Source organism: Micromonospora olivasterospora, assembly GCF_007830265.1.
Taxonomy (GTDB): domain Bacteria; phylum Actinomycetota; class Actinomycetes; order Mycobacteriales; family Micromonosporaceae; genus Micromonospora; species Micromonospora olivasterospora.
Genome location: NZ_VLKE01000001.1, coordinates 5,419,252 through 5,442,696, shown reverse-complemented (window position 1 = coordinate 5,442,696; position 23,445 = coordinate 5,419,252). Strand labels below are relative to the sequence as shown.

Annotated in this window: 18 protein-coding genes, 3 pseudogenes and 1 riboswitch; of the genes and pseudogenes, 3 read left to right on the top strand and 18 right to left on the bottom strand. The window is 76.9% G+C overall.

Annotated features, from left to right (window positions below):
- Positions 1-9: 9 nt before the first annotated feature.
- The 12 genes and pseudogenes from JD77_RS24965 to JD77_RS24910 all read right to left on the bottom strand — a co-directional run.
- Positions 10-275 (bottom strand): annotated as a pseudogene (locus JD77_RS24965) (4Fe-4S binding protein); the annotation flags it as partial.
- Positions 263-1,969, bottom strand: a complete 1,707-nt coding sequence (gene cobJ / locus JD77_RS24960) for a precorrin-3B C(17)-methyltransferase (protein WP_145776421.1) — start codon at positions 1,967-1,969, stop codon at positions 263-265. The gene cobJ and the pseudogene JD77_RS24965, both read right to left, overlap by 13 nt.
- A pseudogene (gene cbiE, locus JD77_RS24955) lies at positions 1,966-3,266 on the bottom strand (precorrin-6y C5,15-methyltransferase (decarboxylating) subunit CbiE). Before cbiE ends, cobJ begins: the two are co-directional and overlap by 4 nt.
- Positions 3,254-4,405 (bottom strand): cobalt-precorrin-5B (C(1))-methyltransferase, encoded by a 1,152-nt coding sequence (locus JD77_RS24950; RefSeq protein WP_145776420.1) that lies wholly within the window; start codon positions 4,403-4,405, stop codon positions 3,254-3,256. Before JD77_RS24950 ends, cbiE begins: the two are co-directional and overlap by 13 nt.
- Positions 4,402-5,331: a precorrin-4 C(11)-methyltransferase gene (cobM, locus tag JD77_RS24945; protein WP_145776419.1), complete on the bottom strand. Its 930-nt coding sequence runs from the start codon at positions 5,329-5,331 to the stop codon at positions 4,402-4,404. The genes JD77_RS24950 and cobM overlap by 4 nt, the downstream gene beginning before the upstream one ends.
- Complete coding sequence (gene cobI, locus JD77_RS24940; RefSeq protein ID WP_246140923.1) at positions 5,328-6,128, bottom strand: precorrin-2 C(20)-methyltransferase; 801 nt, start codon at positions 6,126-6,128, stop codon at positions 5,328-5,330. The genes cobM and cobI overlap by 4 nt, the downstream gene beginning before the upstream one ends.
- Entirely contained in the window at positions 6,125-7,276 is a 1,152-nt protein-coding gene (locus tag JD77_RS24935; RefSeq protein WP_246140921.1) for a cobyrinic acid a,c-diamide synthase CobB, read from the bottom strand. The genes cobI and JD77_RS24935 overlap by 4 nt, the downstream gene beginning before the upstream one ends.
- 223 nt (positions 7,277-7,499) lie before the next feature.
- Positions 7,500-8,111, bottom strand: coding sequence for a cob(I)yrinic acid a,c-diamide adenosyltransferase (cobO, locus tag JD77_RS24930; protein ID WP_145776418.1), 612 nt, complete (start codon positions 8,109-8,111; stop codon positions 7,500-7,502).
- 55 nt (positions 8,112-8,166) lie between these two features.
- Positions 8,167-10,287 carry a putative cobaltochelatase gene (locus JD77_RS24925; RefSeq protein WP_145776417.1) on the bottom strand — a complete coding sequence of 707 codons (2,121 nt, stop codon included), beginning with the start codon at positions 10,285-10,287 and terminating at the stop codon, positions 8,167-8,169.
- Positions 10,284-13,952, bottom strand: a complete 3,669-nt coding sequence (cobN, locus tag JD77_RS24920; RefSeq protein WP_145776416.1) for a cobaltochelatase subunit CobN — start codon at positions 13,950-13,952, stop codon at positions 10,284-10,286. The genes JD77_RS24925 and cobN overlap by 4 nt, the downstream gene beginning before the upstream one ends.
- A gap of 286 nt (positions 13,953-14,238) precedes the next feature.
- A riboswitch (cobalamin riboswitch) is annotated at positions 14,239-14,368 on the bottom strand.
- A 99-nt stretch (positions 14,369-14,467) separates the two neighbouring features.
- Positions 14,468-14,803, bottom strand: coding sequence for a hypothetical protein (locus JD77_RS24915; RefSeq protein ID WP_145776415.1), 336 nt, complete (start codon positions 14,801-14,803; stop codon positions 14,468-14,470).
- Positions 14,804-14,910: 107 nt separating this feature from the next.
- Positions 14,911-16,146, bottom strand: a complete 1,236-nt coding sequence (locus JD77_RS24910; protein WP_246140919.1) for an MFS transporter — start codon at positions 16,144-16,146, stop codon at positions 14,911-14,913.
- Positions 16,147-16,313: 167 nt separating this feature from the next.
- Here JD77_RS24910 and JD77_RS24905 point away from each other — a divergent pair, with 167 nt between their 5' ends.
- Complete coding sequence (locus JD77_RS24905; protein ID WP_145776414.1) at positions 16,314-17,018, top strand: alpha/beta hydrolase; 705 nt, start codon at positions 16,314-16,316, stop codon at positions 17,016-17,018.
- A gap of 10 nt (positions 17,019-17,028) precedes the next feature.
- On the opposite strand, the gene JD77_RS24900 is transcribed toward JD77_RS24905, so the two are convergent.
- A complete protein-coding gene (locus tag JD77_RS24900) occupies positions 17,029-18,324 on the bottom strand; it encodes an FUSC family protein (RefSeq protein WP_246140917.1) in 1,296 nt (431 codons plus the stop codon).
- Here JD77_RS24900 and JD77_RS24895 point away from each other — a divergent pair.
- Positions 18,323-19,636: a TIGR04013 family B12-binding domain/radical SAM domain-containing protein gene (locus JD77_RS24895; RefSeq protein ID WP_145776413.1), complete on the top strand. Its 1,314-nt coding sequence runs from the start codon at positions 18,323-18,325 to the stop codon at positions 19,634-19,636. The two genes, JD77_RS24900 and JD77_RS24895, sit on opposite strands and share 2 nt — an antisense overlap.
- Before the next feature lie 11 nt (positions 19,637-19,647).
- On the opposite strand, the gene JD77_RS24890 is transcribed toward JD77_RS24895, so the two are convergent.
- Together JD77_RS24890 and JD77_RS24885 are read right to left on the bottom strand one after the other, a co-directional pair.
- Positions 19,648-19,980: a nuclear transport factor 2 family protein gene (locus JD77_RS24890; RefSeq protein ID WP_145776412.1), complete on the bottom strand. Its 333-nt coding sequence runs from the start codon at positions 19,978-19,980 to the stop codon at positions 19,648-19,650.
- A gap of 102 nt (positions 19,981-20,082) precedes the next feature.
- On the bottom strand, positions 20,083-20,691 hold the full coding sequence (locus JD77_RS24885; protein ID WP_145776411.1) for a DedA family protein: 609 nt from the start codon (positions 20,689-20,691) through the stop codon (positions 20,083-20,085).
- 126 nt (positions 20,692-20,817) lie between these two features.
- Between JD77_RS24885 and JD77_RS24880 the strand changes: the two genes are divergently transcribed.
- The gene (locus JD77_RS24880; protein WP_145776410.1) at positions 20,818-21,579 is read left to right on the top strand and encodes an HD domain-containing protein; all 762 of its coding nucleotides are present in this window, start codon (positions 20,818-20,820) and stop codon (positions 21,577-21,579) included.
- Here JD77_RS24880 and JD77_RS24875 read toward each other — a convergent pair.
- The 3 genes and pseudogenes from JD77_RS24875 to JD77_RS24865 form a co-directional block, all read right to left on the bottom strand.
- A complete protein-coding gene (locus JD77_RS24875; RefSeq protein WP_170286540.1) occupies positions 21,566-21,955 on the bottom strand; it encodes a barstar family protein in 390 nt (129 codons plus the stop codon). The two genes, JD77_RS24880 and JD77_RS24875, sit on opposite strands and share 14 nt — an antisense overlap.
- A gap of 2 nt (positions 21,956-21,957) precedes the next feature.
- Positions 21,958-22,294 (bottom strand): annotated as a pseudogene (locus tag JD77_RS35620) (ribonuclease domain-containing protein).
- 132 nt (positions 22,295-22,426) lie between these two features.
- Positions 22,427-23,260, bottom strand: a complete 834-nt coding sequence (locus tag JD77_RS24865; RefSeq protein ID WP_170286539.1) for an IclR family transcriptional regulator — start codon at positions 23,258-23,260, stop codon at positions 22,427-22,429.
- Positions 23,261-23,445: the final 185 nt, after the last annotated feature.

Below are 23,445 nucleotides of genomic sequence, written 5' to 3'. Positions count from 1 at the left end.
GCCCGCCGGGGGCGCCGCGCTGACCGTGGTCGAACTCATCGGACTCCTTCGGGTCGGTCCGTGCCGGCGACGCGGATCGCGTCCACCGGGCAGATCTCCAGGCACTCCAGGCAGCCGGTGCAGCGGTCCGCCCGGACCCGCAGGCCGGCCGGCGTCGGCCGGATCGCGTGCGTGGGACAGGTCAGCAGGCAGGCGCCGCAGCCCTGGCAGGCGCCGATCACGACGGGCGCCACCGGGGCGGGCGCGACGCCGGCCGGGCCGGTCAGTCCCGCCACCGGTATCCCCGGGGGGTGACCATCCGGCCGGCGACGATCCGGGTCCGGCTGCTGCCGACGACCACGACGCTGTACATGTCCACCGTCGCGGCGTCGAAGGTGGCCAGGGTGGCCAGCCGCACCCGCTCGCCGTCGCGGCTGGCGTTGCGCACCACGCCGACCGGCGTCTCCGGCGGGCGGTGCTTCGCGAAGACGCGCAGCGCGGCGTCGAGCTGCCAGTCCCGGGCCCGGCTGCGCGGGTTGTACAGCAGCGCCACGAAGTCGCCCTCGGCGGCGGCGGCGACCCGCCGCTCGATGACCTCCCAGGGGGTGTGCAGGTCGGACAGGCTCAGGTAGGCGTGGTCGTGGCCGAGCGGCGCGCCGAGCAGCGCCGCCGCGGCGAGGGCGGCGGTCACCCCGGGCACCCCGACCACGTCGATCCGGTCGTCGGCGTACTCCAGGGCGGGGCTGGCCATCGCGTACACCCCGGCGTCGCCGGAGCCGATCAGCGCGACCGCGTACCCGGCGGCGGCCTCGGCCACGGCCGCGCGGGCCCGCTCCTCCTCCGCGCCGAGGCCGCTGGCCAGCACCCGGGTGCCGGGGCGCAGCAGGTCGCGCACCTGCTCGACGTACTGGTCGAGGCCGACGACCACGGCGGCGCGGCGCAGCTCGGCGACCGCGCGCGGGGTGCGCAGGTCGGCCGCGCCGGGGCCGAGGCCGACGATCGCCAGCCGGCCGCGCGGCGCGTGCCGGGCCACCGCCACGGTGGCCATCGCCGAGGCGGTCTTGGGCGCCACCAGCTCCGCGGTGGCGCGCCGGCCGGGCTCGCCGAGCAGCGCCGCGGCCTCCGCGACGCTGGGCGTGCCGACCGCCGCGCGGACCACCTCGCTGGGGTTGGGCACGTCGACCGCCGCCAGGTCCGCCGCCGGGTGCGTCACCAGGGGTACGCCGAGCGCGTCGGCGGTCGCGCGGATGCCCGCCTCGTCGGCCTTGACGTCGGCGCTGGCCAGGGCGCGCACGCTCGCCGGGCTCAGCCCGGCGTCGGCGAGCACTCGCTCCAGCAGGGCGCGCACCTCGGCGGCCGGTACGCCCCGGCTGCCGCCCACCCCCACCACCAGCGACGGCGGCCGGAGCACGGCGGTCCGCGCGTCCGTCGGGACCACCCGGTCGGTGATCAGCAGCCGGTACGCGGCGGCGGGCGCGTCGGGCCGCACGGTGTCGGGCAGGGCGGGCAGCGGCCAGGTGGCGTCGGCGGCGAGCCGGACGGGCTCGCCGTCGAGGATGGCCCGGCTCACGGCGGCGACCGCCCCCTCGACGGGCCAGCCGAGGGTGTCCAGGCCGGGCAGGTCGACCGCGTCGGTGGCGGTGGTGACCACCGGCCGGGCGTCGAGGAGCGCGCCGACCTCGGCGGCGAGGGCGTTGGCGCCCCCGGCGTGCCCGCCGAGCAGCGCCACGGCATGCCGGGCCGCCTCGTCCACCACCACGACCGCCGGGTCGGTGCGCTTGTCGCCGAGCAGCGGCGCGAGGACGCGGACGACCGCGCCGGTCGCCAGGAACGCCACCACCGCGTCGTACCCGGTGAACGCGGCGCGCAGCGCGTCGCCGACGGTGTCGGCCTCGACGAGGCGGGCGTGCGGCCAGGCGTCGGCGACGGTTCGGGCGTGCCGGCGTCCGGCGGCGGTGGCCGCGACGAGTCCGATGCGGATCGTGGTCAAGGATGCTCCCCCGTGAGGACGACGACAGGATTGGTGGCGGCCAGCCGCACCGACCCGCCGGGCAGGTCGGCCAGGCGGGCGGCGGAGAGCTGGACGCCGTCGGCGCGGTAGCCGCGCTCGCGCAGCAGGGCCAGTGCGGGGGCGACCCGGTCCAGGGCGGCGAGGGTCACCACGACCCGGGCCGGTTCGCGGGCGGCGACGGCGGCGAGCACGTCCAGGCCGCCCCGCCGACGAACACGGCGTCCGGGTCGGGCAGCCCGTCGAGCGCCGCCGGGGCCGCCCCGGCGACCACCCCCACGTCGACCCCGTGCGCGGCGGCGTTGCGCCGGACCAGGTCCACGGCGTCCGGGTCGCGCTCCACCGCGACGACGGCCGCGCCGAGCAGCGCGCACTCGACGCCGACGGAGCCGCTGCCGGCGCCGACGTCCCAGACGAGCCGGCCGAGCCGGGGGCGCAGCCGGGCCACGGCGAGGGCCCGGACCTCCGCCTTCGTGATCATGGAATCGCGGTGGGCGTACGCGTCCTCGGGCAGCGCCCAGCCACCCGCCGGGGCGGCGGCCGGCTGGTTGTCCGCCCGCGCCCCGCCGGCCGGGCTCGCCGCCACGGTACGGGCGGCGGCTCCGGTCGGGACGGCGGCTCCGGTGGGGGCCGGATCGCCGGCCGCGTCGGCGAGGCAGAGCAGCACGTGCGGGTCGGCCCAGGTCGCGGCCGCGGCCTCGGCGGGGGTGGTCTCGGTGACCCGCTCGGCCGGGGTGCCCAGGTGCTCGGCGACGACGAGCCGGCGCGGCCAGCCGACCAGGCCCGCGCCGATCTCGGCGGCCCCGGCGCCGGGCGCGGTGAGCACGGCGACGGCCGGCAGCGCGCGGGCCGCGTTGAGCGCGGGCCGCAGGTCCCGGCCGTGGGCGCTGACCACCGCCGCGCCGTCCCAGGGCAGGCCGGCGCGGGCGAAGGCGGCGGCCACGCTGGACACGGCGGGCAGCACCCGCACGGGCAGCCCGTCGGCGCGCAGCCGGCGGACGATGCCGAACAGTCCCGGGTCGCCGCTGGCCAGCACCACCGACGGGACGCCGTCGGCCACCGCGGCGGCGAGCCGGTCCAGCGCGGGCGCGAGCGGGCCGAGGGCCACCGTGGCGCAGCCGTCGGGGAGCGTGACCGCGGCGAGGTGCCGGGCCGCGCCGACGGCCAGCCGGGCCCCGGCCAGCGCGGCGACGGCGGCGGGGTACGCCGGCGCGCCGGCCGCGTCGACGCCGACGACGACGACGGGGCAGGTCGTGCCCTGGCCGGTCACGCGGCCCACCGCCCGGAGGAGGCGACGAGACGGTCCCCGGCGAAGTCGACCATCGCCACGTCGACGTCGACGGCGTGCCCGGCGAAGCGCAGCAGCACCTGGCGTACCCGGTGGCAGAGCAGATCGCCGGCGGGGCGCAGCAGCCCGACGGCCTCCCACAGCTCGTACGCGTGCCGGCCGGTGTTGGCCGCCGCCACCTCGGCCACCAGGCCCGGCTCCCCGCCGGCCTCGGCGGTGACCGCGCCGAGCAGCGACAGGTCCACCTTGGACCGGGTGTAGTGGGTCATCAGCACGCCGGCGGCGAGCTTGGCCAGCTTGCCGGCCATCCCGACGAAGACCACCCCGGTCATGCCGTCGCCGACGGCGGCGGTGACCGCCGCGCCGGTGAAGTCCCCGACCTCGACGAAGCAGACCTCGGGCAACTCGGGCAGCAGCGCGCGGGCGGCCCGCTCGGTGCGCCCGCCGGTGCACAGCACCACGGTCCGCTCGCCCTGGGCGGCCATGACGTGCACCGCCTGCACGACGCTGGCCCGCCAGGACGCCGTGGAGAAGGGCCGGACGATGCCGGTGGTGCCGAGAATCGAGATGCCGCCGAGGATGCCGAGCCGCCGGTTGGTGGTCTTGCGGGCCATCACCTCCCCGCCGGGGACGCTGATCACCACCCGCACGCCCACCTCGGTCAGGTCGACGACCTCGGCGACGGCCTGACCGATCATCCGGCGCGGGGTCTCGTTGATCGCCGGGCCGCCGACGGGCAGTCCGAGGCCGGGCTTGGTGACGGTGCCGACGCCCGGCCCGCCGCCGAGGTCGAGGCCGGGCTCGTCCCGCCACTCGACGGTGGCGGTCAGGTGGGCGCCGTGGGTGACGTCGGGGTCGTCCCCGGCGTCCTTGACCACCACGGCCTCGGCGCGCGTGCCCGGCGGCGGGGCCAGCTCGCAGCGCTCGACCGGGAAGCTCACCCGGCGGCCGGCGGGCAGCCCGATCTCGACCTGCCGCTGCGGCACGCCGGTGACCAGCGCGGTGACGGCGGCCTTCGCCGCCGCGGTCGCGCAGGCGCCGGTCGTCCAGCCGGTGCGCAGCGCGCGGGGCCGGACCTTCGCGGTACGCGGCAGGTCCGGCTCGCGCAGCGGCGGCTCGGCGTACGTCACCGGGCCGGCTCGGGCGCCCCGGCGTCGCCGGCCGGCCGGCCCGCGTCCCCGGCGGGCCGGCCCGCCTCCTCGGTCGCCCGGCCCGCCTCCCCGCCCGGCCGGCCCGCGTCCGCGCGGCGGCGGCGCAGCTCGGCGCGGGCGGTCGGCTCGGCCCGGCGGAAGGTGTGGAAGTGCCCGGGGTGGTACAGGTGCGACCGGGTGCCGGCGGCGCCCAGCGCCGGCCCGACCAGGAACAGCGTGTGCTTCCACAGCTTGTGCTCCCGGACGGTGTCGGCCAGGGTGCCGACCGTGCAGCGCACCACCAGCTCGTCCGGCCAGGTCGCCTGGTACGCCACCACGGCCGGGGTGTCCGCCGGGTAGCCGCCGGCCAGCAGCTCGGCCTGCACCTGCCCGGAGCGGGCGGCGGAGAGGAACAGCGCCATGGTGGTGCCGTGGCGGGCGAAATCGCGGACCCGCTCCCCCGCCGGCATCGGCGTCTTGCCGCCCTCCAGGCGGGTGAGGATCACCGACTGGGCGACCTCGGGAATGGTCAGCTCCCGGCCCACGAGCGCCGCGACGGCGGTGAACGAGGACACCCCGGGCACCACCTCGACGGCCAGCCCGAGCGCGCGGCACAGGTCGAGCTGCTCCTGCACCGCGCCCCACAGGGCAGGGTCGCCGGAGTGGATCCGGGCCACGGTCAGGCCCTGCGCGGCGGCCCGCTCGTAGAGCGGGAGCACGCCCTCCATCGGCAGCTCGGACGAGTCGATGATCTCGGCGTCGGGGCGGGCGTGGGCGAGCACGTCGGCGTGCACCAGGCTGGCCGCCCAGACCACCACGTCCGCCTCGCCGATCACCCGCGCGGCGCGCAGCGTGAGCAGGTCGGCGGCGCCCGGCCCGGCCCCGACGAACCAGACCTTCCCCGTGGTCGTTTCCGCGGTGGTCATAGCTTTCCTCCCCTGGTCTCCCGGCGGGCCGGGACGAGCAGCGTCGACAGGTACGGCAGGTCGTCGTCGTCCGGCGCGGGCGGGCCGATCCGCTCGCCGGGCAGACCGAGTGCCCGGCCGAGCACGGCGTCGTCGAGGCGGCCCTGCCGGCGCAGCTCCTCGACCAGCTCCGGGTGCCGCCGCCAGCCCTTGTACGCGACGACGGTCCCCGGCCCGGCCAGCGCGTCGGCGAACAACGCGAGCCCGGCGGTGGCCGGCAGCAGGGTCAGCGGCTCGCGCCCCTCGCAGAGCACCGTGCCGCTGCGGGCGGCCAGGTCCTGCATGGCGGTGATCCCGGGGACGGTCTCGACCTCGACCGCCGGCCGCAGCGCGCGCACGCCCTGCGCCAGGTAGCCGAAGGTGGAGTACACGTTGGGGTCGCCGATGGTGGCGAAGGCGATCCGCGTCGCGCCCGCGTCGACGGCGTCGACGACGGCGCGGGCGGCGGCGTCCCAGGCGGCCCGCCGCCGGGGCGTGACGCCGCCCCGGTCGTCGAGCGCGAACGGCAGGCGTCGCACCCGCCCGCCGTCCACGTACGCCCGCACGGTCGCCTCGGCGCGCCCGACGCCGTCGCCGGCCCGCGGGTCCGCCCCGACGGCGGCCCCCGGGTCGGGGCCGGGCCCGTCGGCCATGACCGGGACGAAGACCGCGTCCGCCTCGCGCAGCACCCGGACCGCCTTGACGGTCAGCAGCTCCGGGTCGCCCGGTCCCACGCCGATTCCGGTCAGGATCGTGCGTGCACCCGTCGGGGCGCTCACCGGCACGCCTCCACCAGGCGGCGGGCGGCCAGCGGCTGGCCGGCCCAGTGGACGTGCAGGTAGGACGCGTGCACCCGGCCGTCGACGAAGCCGTGCGCCCGGTCGTCCCAGCGCCACGCCGGGGTGTCGCCGTGGCCGGGGTCGGTGACGGTGCGGTGGAACTCGTGCCCGCGTACCGGCTCGCCGGCCCGGGTCACCGGGGAGTCGGCGGCGGCCACGGCCTGCCGGTAGCCGAGGGTGAGCCGGCCGGTCATCCGGGCGGTCAGGTCCAGCCGCCCGCACATCGGCACGCCGTCGAGGGACCGGCCCAGGTAGAGCAGGCCGGCGCACTCGGCGACCACCGGCCCGTCGAAGGCGGCCAGCTCGGCGCGCAGCGCCGCGTTGCCGGCGAGGGCCTCGGCGTGCGCCTCGGGGAAGCCGCCGCCGATCACCACGGCCCGGGTGCCGGCCGGCAGCGCCGGGTCGCGCAGCGGATCGAACGGGGCCACGGTCGCGCCGGCCGCCGCGAGCAGTTCGGCCGTCTCGGCGTACGAGAAGGTGAAGGCCGCGCCCGCGGCGAGCGCGACGGTCGGTCCGGCGCCGGTGGCGGGGCCGCCGACGGCGGCGACCGGGTCCCAGGCCGGCGCGGTCATTGGCGGGGCGCTGCGGGCCAGGTCGAGCAGTGCGTCCAGGTCCACGGTGGCGGTGACCAGGTCGGCGAGGGCGGCCACGATCTCCTCCGACTCCGGGGCCCGCTCGGCGACCGGGACGAGGCCGAGGTGCCGCGACGGGGCGGCGACCTCCTCGGCGCGGCTGACCGCCCCGAGCACCGGCACGTCCACCTCGGCGAGCGCGTCGCGCAGCAGGGCCTCGTGCCGGGGCGAGCCGACCCGGTTGAGGATCACCCCGCCGATGCGCACCTCCGGGTCGAAGGCGCGCATGCCGAGCACCAGCGCGGCGGCGGAGCGCCCCTGGGCGGTGGTGTCCAGCACCAGCACGACGGGGCGGCCACCAGCCGGGCGACGTGGGCTGTGGAGGCGTACGCCCCGCGGCCGACCGCCCCGTCGTGCAGGCCCATCACGCCCTCGACCACCGCGATGTCGGCGGGCGTCGGGACGGTGGCGCCGTGGCGCAGCAGCGGGGCGACCCGCTCCTCGCCCACCAGCCACGGGTCGAGGTTGCGGCCGGGCCGGCCGGCGGCGAGCGCGTGGTAGCCGGGGTCGATGTAGTCGGGGCCGACCTTGTGCGGACTGACGGTGAGGCCGCGGCGGCGCAGCGCGCCGAGCAGCCCGGTGGCCACGGTGGTCTTGCCGTGCCCGCTGGCGGGGGCGGCCACCACCACGCGGGGCAGCGACACCGGCTCGTCCGGGGGGACGGCGGGGGGTGTCGGGGTCACCACTCGATGCCCTTCTGGCCCTTCTGGCCGGCGTCCATCGGGTGCTTGACCTTGGTCAGCTCGGCGACCAGGTCGGCCGCCTCGACCAGCCGGGGGTCCGCGTCCCGGCCGGTGATCACCACGTGCTGGAAGCCGGGGCGGTCGGCCAGGGTCCGCACCACCTCGTCGACGTCCACCCAGCCCCACTTCATCGGATACGTGAACTCGTCCAGCACGTAGAGCCCGTAGCGCTGGGCGGCGAGGTCGCGTTGGATCTGCCGCCAGCCCTCCAGGGCGTCGGCGGCGTGGTCGGCCTCGCCGCCGCGCTGGATCCAGGACCAGCCCTCGCCCATCTTGTGCCAGGCCACCGGGGCGCCCTGGCCGGTGCGCTCGTGCACCTCGCCGAGGGCGCGGAAGGCGTTCTCCTCGCCCACCCGCCACTTGGCGCTCTTGACGAACTGGAACACCCCGACCGGCAGCCCCGCCGTCCAGGCGCGCAGCGCGAGCCCGAACGCGGCCGTCGACTTCCCCTTCATCTGGCCGGTGTGGACGATCAGCAGCGGCCGGTTACGCCGCTGCCGCGTCGTCAGCCCGTCGCCAGGCACGTACGTAGGCTTCCCCTGCGGCATCAGCGCCCCCTCCCCTTCTTCTTCCTCTTCTTGGCGATCTTGCAGTTTGGGCCCCTCATCTGACCGTTTCCACCCGTTTCGCCTGGGCAACAAGTGCAAGATCGCGGGGGGTGGTGAGGGAGGAGAGGGGGTGGTAGCGGGCTGAGAGGTGGGTGGCCAGGCGGCGGGCCAGGTTCAGGCGCACCGGGCCGGACTCGCAGTCGACGACGACGCACGGGGCGCCGGTGGCGGCGAGCACGGCCGCCGCCCGGGCGGCCCGGTCTAGCGGGCGGTGGCCGGCGGTGGCCCGCCCGTCGGTGAGCACCAGCACCAGGGGGCGCCGGCGCGGGTCGCGCAGCCGCTCCACGCGCAGCAGCTCGGCGGCGGCGAGCAGGCCCTCGGCCAGCGGCGTACGCCCGCCGGTGGGCAACTCGGCCAGCCGCGCGGACGCGGCCAGCACCGACGAGGTGGCCGGCAGCAGGGTCTGCGCGCCCGCGCCCCGGAACGCGACCACGGCCACCTTGTCGCGCCGCTGGTAGGCGTCGGTGAGCAGGGCGAGCACGGCGCCCTTGACGGCGGACATCCGCTGCCGGGCGCCCATCGACCCGCTCGCGTCGACCACGAACAGGACGAGGTTGCCCTCCCGGCCCTCGCGCACCGCCTCGCGCAGGTCGCTCGGGTGCAGCCGCAGCGGGCCCCCGTGCCGCCCGCGGGCGGCCTGGTGCGGGGCGGCGGCCCGGATGGACGCGGGCAGGTGCAGCGCCGCGGCCCGGCCGGCGAGCGGGGTTCGCGCCCCGGTGGTCCGGCCCCGTCCGGTGCGGGCGCGGGAGCGCCGGCCGGGCACCCCGTCGCCCACGCCGGGCGCCGCGAGCAGCCGGGCCCGCAGCCCCCGCTCGGGTACGGCCACGGGCTGCCTGTCGGGCGCCGGGCCGCCGGGCCGGCCGGTGTCGTCGTCCTGCCCGGGGCCGCCGGGTCGGGCGGGATCCTGCCGGGCGTCGCCGGCCGCATCCGAGTCCCGCCCGGCAGGACCGGGCTCGCCGGAGTCCGGCCCGGCACCGCTGTGGGGGCCGGTCCCGCTGCCGTCGGGGCCCGCGCCCCCGGCGTCACCGCCGTCCGGGCCGCCGCCGTCGGGGCCGTCGTCCGGGCCGCCGCCGTCCGGGCCGGACGGCGGGTCGGCGTCCGGGTCGTCCTCGCCGGCCCGGCGCAGCGCCTCGTCGAGGCGCTGCTCGTCCAGCCCGGGGGTGTCGAACGGGTCGCGGCGGCGGCGGTGCGGCAGGGCCAGCCGGGCGGCGACCCGGACGTCCTCGGCGGTCACCACCGTCCGGTCCTGCCAGGCGGCGTGCGCGATCGCGGTACGCGCCGTGACGATGTCGGCGCGCATCCCGTCCACGTCGAACGCGGCGCACACCTCGGCGATCTGGCGCAGCGCGCCGTCGGGCAGCAGCACCCGGTCGAGCCGGCCCCGGGCGGCGGCCACCCGCCGGGCGACCTCGGCGTCGGCGTCGGCCCAGCGGGCGGCGAACCCGGCCGGGTCGGCGTCGGCGGCCAGCCGGCGGCGGACCACCTCCACCCGGACCGCCGGGTCCCGGCTGGCGCCCACCTCGACGGTGAGGCCGAACCGGTCCAGCAGCTGCGGGCGCAGTTCCCCCTCCTCCGGGTTCATCGTGCCGACCAGCAGGAACCGGGACGCGTGGCTGACCGACACGCCCTCCCGCTCGACGTGGCTGCGGCCCATCGCGGCGGCGTCCAGAAGCAGGTCGACGAGGTGGTCGTGGAGCAGGTTGACCTCGTCGACGTAGAGCACGCCCCGGTGGGCGGCGGCGAGCAGGCCGGGCTCGAAGGCGCGCACCCCCTCGGCGAGTGCCTTCTCCAGGTCGAGCGAGCCGACCACCCGGTCCTCGGCGGCGCCGACCGGCAGCTCCACCAGCCGGGCCGGGCGGCGCTCGGCGGGCGGGTCGGCGGGGTGCGGGCCGTCCGGGCAGCCCGGGTCCGGGGTGGCCGGGTCACAGGCGAAGCGGCAGCCGGCGACGTGGTCGACCGGGGGCAGCAGCGCGGCCAGGGCCCGCACGGCGGTGGACTTCGCGGTGCCCTTCTCGCCCCGCACGAGCACCCCGCCGATGGCCGGGGAGACGGCGTTGAGCAGCAGGGCCAGCCGCATGTCGTCCATGCCGAGGACGGCGGAGAACGGGAAGCTCATGCCCGGTCCTCCAGGTCGCCCTCGGTGGCCAGGTACGTCTCGCGGAGCCGGTCGAGGGTCTCCGGGTCCGGTGCGGTCCACAGCCCCCGGTCGGCGGCCTCCAGCAGCCGCTCGGCGATGCCGCGCAGCGCCCACGGGTTCGACTGCTCCAGGAACTCCCGCGTCCCGGGGTCGAAGACGTACGCGGCGGCGAGGTGCTCGTACATCCAGTCGTCGACGACGCCGGCCGTGGCGTCGTAGCCGAACAGGTAGTCCACGGTGGCGGCCAGCTCGAACGCGCCCTTGTAGCCGTGCCGGCGCATCGCGGCGATCCACTTCGGATTCACCACCCGGGCCCGGAACACCCGCCGGGTCTCCTCACCGAGGGTGCGGGTGCGCACGTCGTGCGGCATCGCGGAGTCCCCCACGTAGGCGGCCGGGGACGTCCCGGTGAGGTGGCGGACCATCGCCACCATCCCGCCGTGGTACTGGAAGTAGTCGTCGGAGTCGACGATGTCGTGCTCGCGGGTGTCCTGGTTCTTCACCGCCACGGCGATGCGGGCGAAGGAGCGTTCCATGTCGACGCGGGCCTCCCGGCCGTCCAGCCCCGGCCCGTACGCGTAGCCGCCCCAGACGGCGTACACCTCGGCGAGGTCGGCGTCGGTGCGCCAGTTGCGGGCGTCGATCAGCGGCAGCAGCCCCGCCCCGTACGCGCCGGGCTTCGAGCCGAAGATCCGGGCGGTGGCCCGCCGCTCGTCGCCGTGCTCGGCCACGTCGGCGGCGACGTGCGCGGCGACGAAGTTGTCCGCCGCCGGCTCGTCGAGGGCGGCGACCCGCCGCACGGCGTCGTCGATCAGCGCGACGACGTGCGGGAACGCGTCCCGGAAGAACCCGGAGATGCGGACGGTGACGTCGACGCGGGGGCGGCCCAGCTCGGCCAGCGGCACCACCTCCACGCCGGTGACCCGGCGCGACCGGTCGTCCCAGGTGGGCCGGCAGCCCAGCAGCGCCAGCACCTCGGCGACATCGTCGCCCTGGGTGCGCATGGCGCTGGTCCCCCACACGGTGAGCCCCACCGAGCGGGGGTACTCGCCGGTGTCCGCGAGATGCCGGGCCAGCAGCGAGTCCGCGAGGGCCACGCCGACGTCCCACGCGTTGCGGGACGGGATCGCCTTCGGGTCGACGGAGTAGAAGTTGCGGCCGGTGGGGAGCACGTCGACCACGCCCCGGGTGGGCGAGCCGGACGGGCCGGGCGGCACGAACCGGCCGTCGAGGGCGCCGAGCACCCGGTCCACCTCGTCGGTGGTGGCGGCGAGACGGGGCACCACCTCCCGGGCGGCGAAGCGCAGCACGTCGGCGGCGTCGGGGATCGCCCGGCCGGCGACCTCGGTGACGACGGCGTCGACGCGGTCGGCGTCCCAGTCGAGGGTCTCCATGCCGACGACGAGGCGGCGGGCCAGCCCCTCGATCAGGTCGACGGCGTCGGCGGCCGTGGCGGCGGGCCCGTCCACCGCCTCGGCCAGCGCCGCGGGCACGGCGACCCGCTGCCCCGGCGCGGCGAGCAACGCCTGCTCGTCGAGGCCGTACGCGGCGGCGAGGGCCTGGCGCAGGCCGGGCAGCGCACGGGTGCCGCCCCACACCTGGGGGGCGCGCAGCACGGCGAGGACCAGGTTGACCCGGGCCTCGCCGGCGGGCGCGCCGCCGAGGACGTGCAGCCCGTCGCGGATCTGCACGTCCTTGACCTCGCACAGGTACCCGTCGAGGTGCAGCACGAAGTCGTCGAAGTCGTCGGCGGCCGGCATGTCCTCGGTGTGCAGGTCGTGGTGCAGCTCGGCGGCGCGCACCAACTCCCAGATCTGCGCCCGGACGGTCGGCACCTTGGCCGGGTCGAGGGCCTGCACGGTGGCGTACTCGTCGAGGAGCTGTTCGAGCTTCGCCAGGTCGCCGTACGTGTCGGCGCGGGCCATCGGCGGGACGAGGTGGTCGACGACGACGGCGTGGGCGCGGCGTTTGGCCTGGGTGCCCTCGCCGGGGTCGTTGACGATGAACGGGTACACCAGCGGCAGGTCCCCGAGGACGGCGTCGGGGGCGCAGTCGGCGGCCAGCCCGAGCCCCTTGCCGGGCAGCCACTCCAGGGTGCCGTGCTTGCCGAGGTGCACCACGGCGTCCGCGCCGAACCCGCCCTCTTCGACGGGCGCGGCCAGCCACCGGTACGCGGCCAGGTAGTGGTGGCTCGGCGGCAGGTCGGGGTCGTGGTAGATGGCGATCGGGTTCTCGCCGAAGCCGCGCGGCGGCTGGATCATCAGCACCACGTTGCCGAAGCGCAGGCCGGCGAGGACGAGGTCGCCGCCGTCGGCGTACAGCTCGCCCGGCGGCTCGCCCCAGTGCGCGAGCACCCCCTCGCGCAGCCCGGCCGGGAGCCGGTCGAACCACCGCCGGTACGTCTCCCCGGGCACCCGGGCCTCCGCGGCGGCGAGCTGCTCCGGGGTGAGCCACTCGACGTCGTGCCCGCCGGCGGCGATCAGGGCGTGGATCAGCGCGTCCCCGTCGCCGGGCGGCGGCTGCTCGCCCAGGTCGTAGCCGGCGTCGGCGAGCGCGGCGAACAGGCGCACCGCCGAGGCGGGGGTGTCCAGGCCGACGGCGTTGCCGACGCGGGAGTGCTTCGTCGGATACGAGCTGAGGACGACGGCGAGGCGCTTGTCGGCGTTCGGGACGTGCCGCAGCCGGGCCTGCCGCACGGCGATGCCGGCGACCCGCGCGGCCCGCTCGGGGTCGGGCTCGTAGACCGACAGCCCGTCGGCGTCGATCCGCTTGAACGAGAACGGCACGGTGACGATCCGGCCGTCGAACTCGGGGATGGCCACCTGCATCGCGGCGTCCAACGGGGACAGGCCGGCGTCGCTGGCCGCCCACTGGTCGCGGGTGCTGGTCAGGCAGAGCGCCTGGAGCACCGGGACGTCGAGGGCGGCGAGCGCGCCGACGTCCCACGCGTCGGGGTCGCCGCCGTTGGACGCGTCCGCGGGGACCGTCCCGCCGGCGGCGAGGACGGTGACGACGAGCGCGTCGCAGCGGGCGAACAGCTCCAGGGGCCCGTCGCCCGGGGCGAGGCCGCGCAGCGATCCGCAGTAGACCGGCAGCGGGTTGCCGCCGGCCGCGTCGACCGCGTCGGCGAGGGCGTCGACGAACGCCGTGTTGCCGGCGAGGGTGTGCGCCCGGTAGAAGACGATCCCGACCGTGGGGCGGCCGGGCGCCGGCTCGCGGTCGCCGTGGATCCCGTACGCGGCGGTGGGCGCGGGCGGGGCGAAGCCCTCGCCGGTGAGCAGCACCGTGTCGGAGAGGAACCGGGCGAGCTGGGCCAGGTTGTCCGGCCCGCCCTCGACCAGGTACGCCAGCGCCTGCGTGGCCACCCCGGAGGGCACTGTGGACGCCGCCATCAGCTCCGCGTCCGGCACCGCCTCGCCGCCGAGGACCACCGTCGGCACGCCGGAGGCGAGCACCGCGACCAGGCCGTCCGGCCACGCCTGCCGGCCGCCGAGCAGCCGTACGACGGCGAGGTCGGCGCCGTCGAGCAGCGCTGGCACGGCGTCGGCGGCGACCCGGGCCGGGTTGGCCAGCCGGTAGTCGGCGCCGCTGGCGCGGGCGGCGAGCAGGTCGGTGTCGGCGGTGGACAGCAGCAGGATGCGCACGGATGGCTCCGGAGAGTGATGCCCGGGGGCGACGGGCCGGTCGACGGCGGGCAGGGGTGGGCGAGGACCCGGCGGGGGGCTGGCCTCGGCGACGGCGCGGAGGCGCGGACCTCGGTGTGCGGGGGGCGGACCTCAGCGGCGGGCGGGCGGCGGAGCGGGCCGGCGACCGGTCGCGGGCGCGCAGCCGCGCGCCGATCGGCGGAGACGGTGGTCGTCGATACGTGAGACGCTGCGCCTCATCGGGTCCTCCTCGGGTGTCCACGCCCTGGGGTCGTCCCGACGGCCGAAGTCTCCTGGCTCCCGGATCGACGCTCTCCCCCGGCCTTCCAACCGCAGACACACGGCCGTGACTCGCGAGGGGGGATCGCTCCCCGGTGACAGTGGCGGGACCGCGCCGGAATCGCACCGGCTTCCTTCACTGCCGTCAGGCCGCGAATGCTGCCACACCCGCGCGCCGCCGGTCAACGGCGCGTCCCACGCCCGCTCCCCCCGACGGCTGCCGACCGGCGGGCGGCTCAGCGGAGCCGGCGCTCCGGGTGGGCCCGGTTCCAGGCCCGCATCCGCTCCGGGTAGCCGGTGCGCGCGGCCTCGTACAGCGGGACGGCGTGCCGCTGGGCGATCCGCGCGGCGACCCGGGGCGACCCGGTCCGGCGCCGGATCCACTCGCCGTCGTGGGCGATCGCCATCACGGTGGTGTCGGTCGCGGTGGTCTCGGGCTCCAGGTAGAACTCCACGCCCCGGCGGGTCCGCACGAACGCCTCCAGGGCGGCGAGGTCGTCGGCGGTCGCCTCCCGGTCGAGCTTCGTCGGCGTCCCGTCGGCGGCGCGCCCTCGCCGGATGAACCAGCCCATGTCCGGCCCCCTTCCTCACCCGTTCGCCCCAGTGCAGCACCGCCACCTGGCAAGCGGCTGGGAGCCGGGTGAGAAGAAGCTGGCCGGGGCCGGCGGCGGGGAGCCGGTCAGCGCTTGAGCGGGCGGGTGGCCGGGACCAGGGCGAGGGTGGGCAACAGCACCAGCGGCACCACGAGCAGGGCGCGCAGGATGCCCATGTGATCCCCGAGGAAGCCGAGCAGCGGCGGCCCGGCGAGGAACGCGGTGTAGCCGAGCACGGCGACGACGCTGACCCGGGCCGGCGCCCGTTCCTCGTCGTCGGCGGCGGCGCTCAGGCCCACGGGGAAGCCGAGCGACGCGCCGATGCCCCACAGCGCCACACCGACGATCGCCACCGGCCCGGACCCCGCCAGCACCGCGAGGGCCGCGCCCGCCCCGGCGACCGAGATGGTGGCGAGCAGCACCGGCACCCGCCCCCACCGGTCCAGCGCCACCGTGCCGGCGGTGCGGCCGAGGGTCATGCCCGCCACGAACACCCCGTACACGGCCGCGCCGGCCGCCTCGCTCAGGTCGTACCCCTCGACGAACGCCACCGCGACCCAGTCGTTGGCGGTGCCCTCGGTGAACGCCGCCACCAGCACCAGCAGGCCGATGAGCAGGGTGCGCGGCTCCCGCCAGGCCGCCAGCTGGGCGCGGCGCCGGGCGGCGGCGTCGGCCCCCGGCTTCGGGTCGTCGGCCGACGGGGCCGGCGCGGCGGCCAGGAACGAGCGGACCGCGAGCAGCGTGCCGACCAGCACCACCGCCGCGAGCACCGCCAGGTGCACGGCGAGCGGGAACCCGAGCCGGGCGGCCCCCGCGCCGAGGCCGGCGCCGGCCACCGAGCCGAGGCTCCAGGCCGCGTGGAACCGGGGCATGATCGTCCGGCCGAGCCGCCGCTCGACCCCCGTCGCCTCGATGTTCATCGCCACGTCGCAGGTGCCGGAGCCGTAGCCGAGGGCGAAGAGGCCGACCGCGACCCCGGGCAGCCAGCCGGCCAGGCCGGCGGAGAGCCCGATGACCGCCAGCGCCACCGTGAGCAGCGCGGTGCTGTACGCCACGGTGCGGGCCGCCCCGAACCGCTGGGTGATCAGCCCGGATGTCGGCATCGCCACCAGCGCCCCGATGGAGGCCGCCAGCAGCAGCAGCCCGAGCCGCCCCGCGCTGAGCTCCAACGCGTCCTTGACCGCCGGCACCCTGGAGAACCAGGCGGCGGAGGCGAGGCCGTTGAGGGCGAACACGACCGCCACGGCGTTACGCGCGGCCAGCACCGGCCGGGCGACGGCCGGGGCGGCCACCGGACCGGTGACGTCGGTGGAACTGTGCACGTGGTTTCCTCTTTCTCTCCCCGTCGTTCGCCGCCCGCCCGCGGCCCCGCCGACGATCGCACATTGGACGGCGGCCGGCCGGTTATCCGCCCCTCCCGCGGGTAACCGACGTCGCCGTCGACCGCCGGCGGTGGACCGTCCCGCGACCCGAGAAGCGGTGAGAGCGAGTGTCCGAGCCCGCCCCGGCGCACCGGGAACCCGCGCAGGACCACCGGCACGGGCGACTGACCGCCCGTCCGGGCCCGCCGGTCAGCCGCGCGCGGCGCGGCCTGGTGACCGTGCCCGGTCCCGGCGGCGAGCCGGCCGCCCTGCTGTACGCCCCGGCGGAGCGCGCCGACGACCGGCCGTACCGGCTGGTGCTGCTGCTGCACGGGGCGGGCGGGTCGGCCCGTCAGGGGCTGGACCTGCTGCTGCCGCTGGCCGACGCGCACCACCTGCTGCTGGTCGCGCCGAAGGCGACCGCGTCGACGTGGGACGTGATCGTCGAGGGGTTCGGCACCGACGTACGCCGGATCGACGCGCTGCTCGCGGACGTGTTCACCGGCTACCCGGTCGCCCGGGTGGCGTTCGGCGGGTTCTCCGACGGCGCCTCGTACGCGCTGTCCCTGGGCCTGACCAACGGCGACCTGGCCGACGCGGTGCTGGCCTTCTCCCCCGGCTTCGCCGCGCCCCTGGTCAGCCACGGTCGGCCCCGGCTGTTCCTGTCCCACGGCACCGACGACCGGGTGCTGCCGGTGGACGTGTGCAGCCGCCGGCTGGCGCCCCGGCTGCGGGACCTCGGCCACGACGTGACGTACGCGGAGTTCGCCGGCGGGCACGAGGTGCCGGAGCCGATCCGCCGCCAGGCGCTGGACTGGCTCGCGGCCGGCTGAGCCCTGCCGCTCAGACGGCGGGCAGGCCGAGCGCCTCGTCGACCCGGCCGAGGACGGCGGCGTCGTCGCCGGGCGCGAGCCCGCGCAGCAGGTCGATGGCGGTCGCCCGGAGCTGCCCGACGATCATCGCCACCGGGAGGGTCTGACCGGAGGTGAACACCCGACCGGCGACCCGGACGGCGTCCAGCGCGGCGGCCTCGGCCCGGGCGGCGTGCCCGTCGGCGGCGGCGTCCCGGCCGTCGAGGTCGGCGGCGAACGCCTCGCCGGCCGCGTGCACCGCCGCGGCCAGGGACCGCACCGCCGCGCCCAGCTCCGCCGGCGCCGGGCTGGGCAGCCGGGTGAGGGTGACCCCGGCCCGGGCGAGCACCCGCACGTTGCGGACGGCATAGTCGATCTGGCCGATCGACGAGTCCACCGAGCGCAGCCGGCCCAGGTGCTGACGGCGGCGTACGTGCAGGGTCAGCGCCTCCCCCGCGGCGAGCACGCCGCCGCGCAGCCGCTCGACGGCGGCGTCCATGCCCCGGGCCCGGTCGAGGGCGGCCACTGCCGCCGTCTCGTCGTGGGCGTCGAGCGCGTCGGCGACCTCGCGCAGCAGCCCGCCCAGGTCCTCGAAGGTCTGCCGGAACTCGGCGACCAGCGGGGCGAGCGGGCGCCGGGCGTCGACGAGCTGACTCGCGACGAGGGCCACCCCGCCCCCGACCAGCGCGTCGACGAACCGGAACGGGACCAGCGCCTCCGTGGGCGGGGCGACCACCACCAGGTACAGGGCGGAGACGGCCGCCTGCACGACGGACACGCCGCTCGCGCCGACGGCCACCGCCAGCGCGACGGTGAGCAGGATGACCGTGAAGACGGTCCAGCTGCCGCGGCCGAGGGCCTGCACCACCACGTCGGCGACGAGCACCCCGGCGGCGACGCCGAGCACCACCTCCACGGCGCGCCGCGTCCGCTGGCCCCGGGCCTGACCGAGGACGATCAGCGCGGCGGCCGGGGCGAAGAACGGCTGCGGGTGCCCGAGCAGCCGGGTGGCCAGCACCCAGGCGACGGTGGCGGCCAGGGTCGTCTCCACCACCGGGAGCCAGCCCCGCCGCACCCGGCCGGTGGCCTCCCGGAACCAGCTCCACCGGACCATCCGCCGCCTCCTGCCTGTCGCGCCGCCACCCATGGTGCTCCCCGCCGCGCCGGGCGACCCGGCCGGGGCGGCGATTCCCGGTCCCGCCGAGCCCGGCGGCCCGGCCGGGGTGGCGACTCCCGCTCCTCGGCCGCCGCCGGTGGCCGGCGCGGCGGCTGGCACGATGGTGGCCATGACGACGGCTGATCTCGTGCTGGTGCTGCGCTACCGCAAGGCGGTGACGTACGGCCTGCACGTGCTGCTCGGGGCGCTGGAGCAGCACGAGACCCCGACGCGGTACGAGGTGCGCTTCGGCGAGACGCCGGAGGCGACCGCGGCGCACGTCCGGGAGGCGGCGGGCTCGGCGACGCGGGTGCTGGTGCTGTGGTCGTTCTACTCCCCCGACGCGGAGGCGATGGCAGGCGAGCTGGCCCAGGTCCGCGCCCTGGCCAACGCGCCGAACGTGACGCACGTAGCGGGCGGCGTGCACGCGACCGCCGAGCCGGTGCAGACCCTGGACGCCGGCTGGGACATCGCCGCGGTCGGGGAGGGCGAGGCGACCCTGCTGCGCCTGGTGGACGCCGTCGGCGACCCGGCCGGCATCCCCGGCCTCGCCTACCGCGACGCCACCGGGGCGGTGGTGAAGACCGGGCGCCCGCAGCGCCGGCCGCTCGACGAGTTCCGCGGCTTCTCCCTGCGTTGGGACCGGTTCAACGCCCTCGAGATCACCCGCGGCTGCGTCTTCTCCTGCCGCTTCTGCCAGACCCCGTTCATGTTCTCGGCCCGGTTCCGGCACCGCAGCGTCGAGAACGTCCGCTGGCACGTCGACGCGATGCGGCGGCGCGGACTGCGGGACGTACGGTTCATCACCCCCACCGCGCTGTCGTACGGCAGCCAGGACGACGCGCCGAACCTGAACGCGGTCGAGGAACTCCTCGCGTCGTGCCGGGAGGGGATCGGGCCGGAGGGGCGGGTGTTCTTCGGCTCGTTCCCCAGCGAGATCCGGCCCGAGCACGTCTCCCGGGAGGCGCTGCGGCTGGTGAAGCGGTACTGCGCCAACAACAACATCATCGTCGGCGCCCAGTCCGGCTCCGACCGGATCCTGGACGCGGCGAAGCGGGGTCACGGCGTCGACGAGGTGAAGCGCGCCGTCCGCCTCGGCGTCGAGGAGGGCTTCCGGATCAACGTCGACATGATCTTCGGGATGCCGGGCGAGGACCGGGCCGACGTCGACGCGTCGCTGCTGCTCGCACGCGAGCTGGCCGACCTCGGCGCCCGCATCCACGCGCACACCTTCATGCCGCTGCCGGGCACCCCCTGGCGGGACGCGCCGCCGGGCGACGTGGCCCCGGAGACGATCAGCGAGGTGGACCGCCTCTCCCAGCGCGGCGCCCTCTACGGCCACTGGCAGCGGCAACGCGACCACGCCGCCCGGCTGGCCGCCGCGGCCGAGGCGTACCCCCGCCCGGGGAGGAGCCGCACGATCCTGCCCGTCGCCGAGCGCTGACCCGCGGCCCCCTAGGGTCGGATGTCCAAGGCGCCGATCAGGCCGTCGCGCAGGGTGAAGCGGTGGCGCAGGCGGACCGGGCTGCCCGGGAAGGTGCCCGACACCATCGCGGTGACCAGCAGGTTGCCGCCGGCCTCCTCCTCGACGGCCTCCGGGACGGCCTTGTGGTCGAACTCGGCCACCTGCCGCTCGCGCCAGGCCCGGATCGCCGCCGGACCGTCATAGGTCCGGTCCTCGTCGGCCACGATCGCGTCGTCGGTGAAAAGGGAGACGAGGGCGTCCGTGTCGGTTTTGCCGCTCAGCTCGAAATAGCGGACGACCACGCTGGGAATCGTGACGGTCATCGTGCCTCTCCTCCGAATCGGGGCCCGTGTGTCGGGGCTGACTACCACGAACGCGCCCCGGTACGCGTCGAGCACCGGCCCCAACCGGCCGGCGGGGCCTCCTCACCGCCGGGCGGCCCGGCGGAGCCGCCAGACGCGTACGGCCAGCAGCAGCACGACCACGGCCAGCAACACCTCCGCGCCCAGTCCGAGGCGGCGCTCCAGCAGCCGGTACGACGCGCCCGCGAGGTAGCCGAGCACCGCGACGGTGACCGCCCACAACGCGCCGCCGCCGACGTTGGCCAGGGTGAAGGTGCGCCGCGGCATCCCACTGAGCCCGGCCGTCCCCGGCACGAGGGCGCGCAGCGCCGCCACCCACCGGCCGAGCACGACGGCGGCGGCGCCCCGGCGGCGGACCAGGTCCAGCGCCCGCCGCACCTCCCCGGAGCGGACGAACCGGCCGGGCGTGCGGGCCAGCAGCCGGTGGCCGTAGCGGCGGCCGACCAGGTACCCGACCTGGTCGCCCACCGCGGCCCCGGCGACGGCCGCGAGCACCACCGCCCACAGCGGCAGCCGCCCCTCGTACGCGAGCACCCCGCCGACCAGCACGGCGGTCTCCCCGGGCACCACCAGGCCGAGGAAGGTGGACGCCTCCAGCGCGGGAAGCAGGAAGACCAGCGCCAGGACCAGGGCGGGGGGCAGTGCCACCAGCACGTCCGGCACCCGGTCCATCTGGTGATTCTCGCCCGCGCGCGCCCCTCGCGGCCCGCGCGTCGGGAATCCCGCGATCCGCAAGGGTCCCGTCGCGACACCGACGTGGCACCCCACGGCACCGTGAAGATCAGCTATAAGTGGTTGATGAGTTTCCCGCCGTACCTGGCCTCGATGCCGATGCACGCGATCACCGAGATCCACGGCGAGCCCGGCCTGCTGGAACGGTTCCGGCTGGAGATCCGCGCCTTCGACGACGACGCGCGGGCCCGGCTCACCGCCGCCCTCGACCTCGCCGCCGAGCTGCACCGCGACGACCGGCGGGTGCGCGAGCCGTACCTGAACCACCTGCTGCGGGTGGCGATCCGGTTGATGCACCACTACCAGGTGCGCGACGTGGACGTGATCGTGGCGGGGCTGCTGCACGACGCCGTCGAGGACCACCCGGCGGAGCTGGCGGGCGGTGGCGAGGCCGCGACGGCGGGCGCGCGCGGCGCCTCGGTGGGCGCCGACGTGACGGCGACGGCGCTGGCCGCGCTCTCCGCGCGGTTCGGCCCGCGGGTCGCGCGCCTGGTCGCCGCGGTCACCAACCCGGCGTACGACCCGGACCGGGACCGGTACGTGCAGTACCGGGAGCACGTGGCGGCGAGCCTCGACCGGGAGCCGTGGGCTCGGGTCATCAAGGTCTCCGACTTCACCGACAACGGGGTCGGGGTGATCCACACCGTCGGCCCGAAGGTCTTCTCGTCGGCGACCAAGTACCGGCCGCTCGTGCCGGTCCTGCGCGAGCTGATCGCCCGGCCGGACACCCCGCTCGCGCCGTCGGTCAAGGAGCACATCTTCAGCCAGCTCGACCTCGCCGAGGAGCGCTTCAGCGCGATCCTCGACCAGCCGGTCAACGCCGGCTGACGCCCTCGGCGGCCCGGCGGCGCAGGGACGGCAGCCGCTCGGGGGCGTCGCGCAGCACCACCCGCAGCGGGCACCGGGCGGCGGCCGCGGCGTCGCCGAGCACCGCCAGCAGGAGGGCGAACTGCCCTGGGGGCTCGTCGGCGAGCAGCCGCCCGGCGTCGTCGACGACCAGGGTCAGCGGCCCGGCGTCGAGCCGGTCGCGCAGCACGTCGGAGAGCGCGTCCCAGGTGGGTCCGGTGTACGCGGGCAGGTCGAGGGCGTCGACCAGCGCCGCGCGCAGGGCGGCCCGGGTGCGGGCGGCATCCGCCGCCAGCCGCACGGGCTGCTCGGGCGGGCCGGCCGTCGCACCGTCCGCGTCGACCGGCTCCGCCGTCACGGTCAGCCAGGGCGGCAGGCGCCGGTGCTCTTGTTGACCACGATCCGGTACGCGTCGCGGGCGGCGCCGTAGGCGCGCGGGTAGACGTCGTACTCGTAGTAGGTGGCGTTGGTGGGGAGCTGGCCCTCGCGGTTGTAGAACTGCCCGCCGGCGAAGTTGTACTGCCCGCCGCTCCACGAGTACCAGCCCCCGGGTGGTCGGGAAGCCCTTCGCGGCCCAGCCGGAGCGGGCGGTGCGCGCGTCCGCGCAGCGGGTCATCGTGCAGGAGCTGTATACGGCCGCCTGGGCCGGCTCGGCCAGCCGGGGCGTCACCACGGACGGCCCGACGGGTCGCGAGATCCCCCTGACCGGGAAGTCCCGCTACGTCCAGCAGTCCGTCACCCGCGGCGTCGACCCTCGTGATGGCACCGCTGGCGTTCCGGATTTGCGATCGAAGTTTCGCGTTGGGTGGAAGCCGCGGGCGAATCCGTCTCACCCAAAGGCGTGCACGCCGACTTCCCCTCGCTGGTCGCGATCTGCCGGCGAGGCGGCCTTCCGGACCGCCTCCGCGTACGAGCGACAACCGAGAGCCCCGGATACGTCGGTAGCCGCCTGGATCACGAGGGTCCGCGTGCGCTCGGACATGTCGTCGATGACCGACGGGACGGGGCCGGCGACCGAGATCGCGGCTCTGAACTCGTGCTTCTGATCGAAGATGGGCGCTCCGACGGCGGCGATCCCCGGCACGACGTCATCGACTGAGACGCAGTACCCGTTGGCCCGGATCTTCGCGAGCTCGTCTCGCAGAGCGTCGGCGGTAGGGGTCGACGGCGTGAAGACGTCGAGCGACGGCTGGCCGAGGAATTCCTGCTGAACCTGCGGGTCCGCGTAGGCGAGGAGGACGCGCGCGCCTGAGCCACCGTGGAGCGGAACGGACCCCCCTCGGGGCAGGATCATCACCTGGATCTGTTGCCCGTCGAGTCGCTCGAGGCAGACGGCTCGCAGTCCCCGTCGTACCGTGAGAAAGACCGTCTGTCCGGTCTCGCGACTCAGGCGTTCCATCGCGGGCTTGGCGCTGGACTGCAGGTCCGCGAAGCGAGCCGCGACGATTGTGCCGAGCTCGAAGAGGCGTCCGCCGAGATGGTAGGAGCTTCCATCCGCGGTCGGCTCGAGATAGCCGTATTGCACGAGGTTGCGGATCAGGCGGTAGACCGTTCCGCGTGGTTCGTCGATCGCCGCGGAGATCTCCGCCGGCGTGGCCTGCCCCGCGTCGGCGAGATGGTCCAGGACCGCCACCGCCTTGTCGAGCACCTTGATGGAAGTCATGGGCATTTTCTCCAGGGCGCGAGTACTGTTGGCGCGATGCAGACAGGGTGCCCACATCGTAACACGCACCTCCGATCCCACGAAGGGCCGGGTGGCTGCGCCCACCTTCGGCGCCCTCGCATCCGCCCCGTCGCACCCTGACTCGATCCGGTGCCTGGTCAGGCCCTTGATCGAGCTGTTGACAC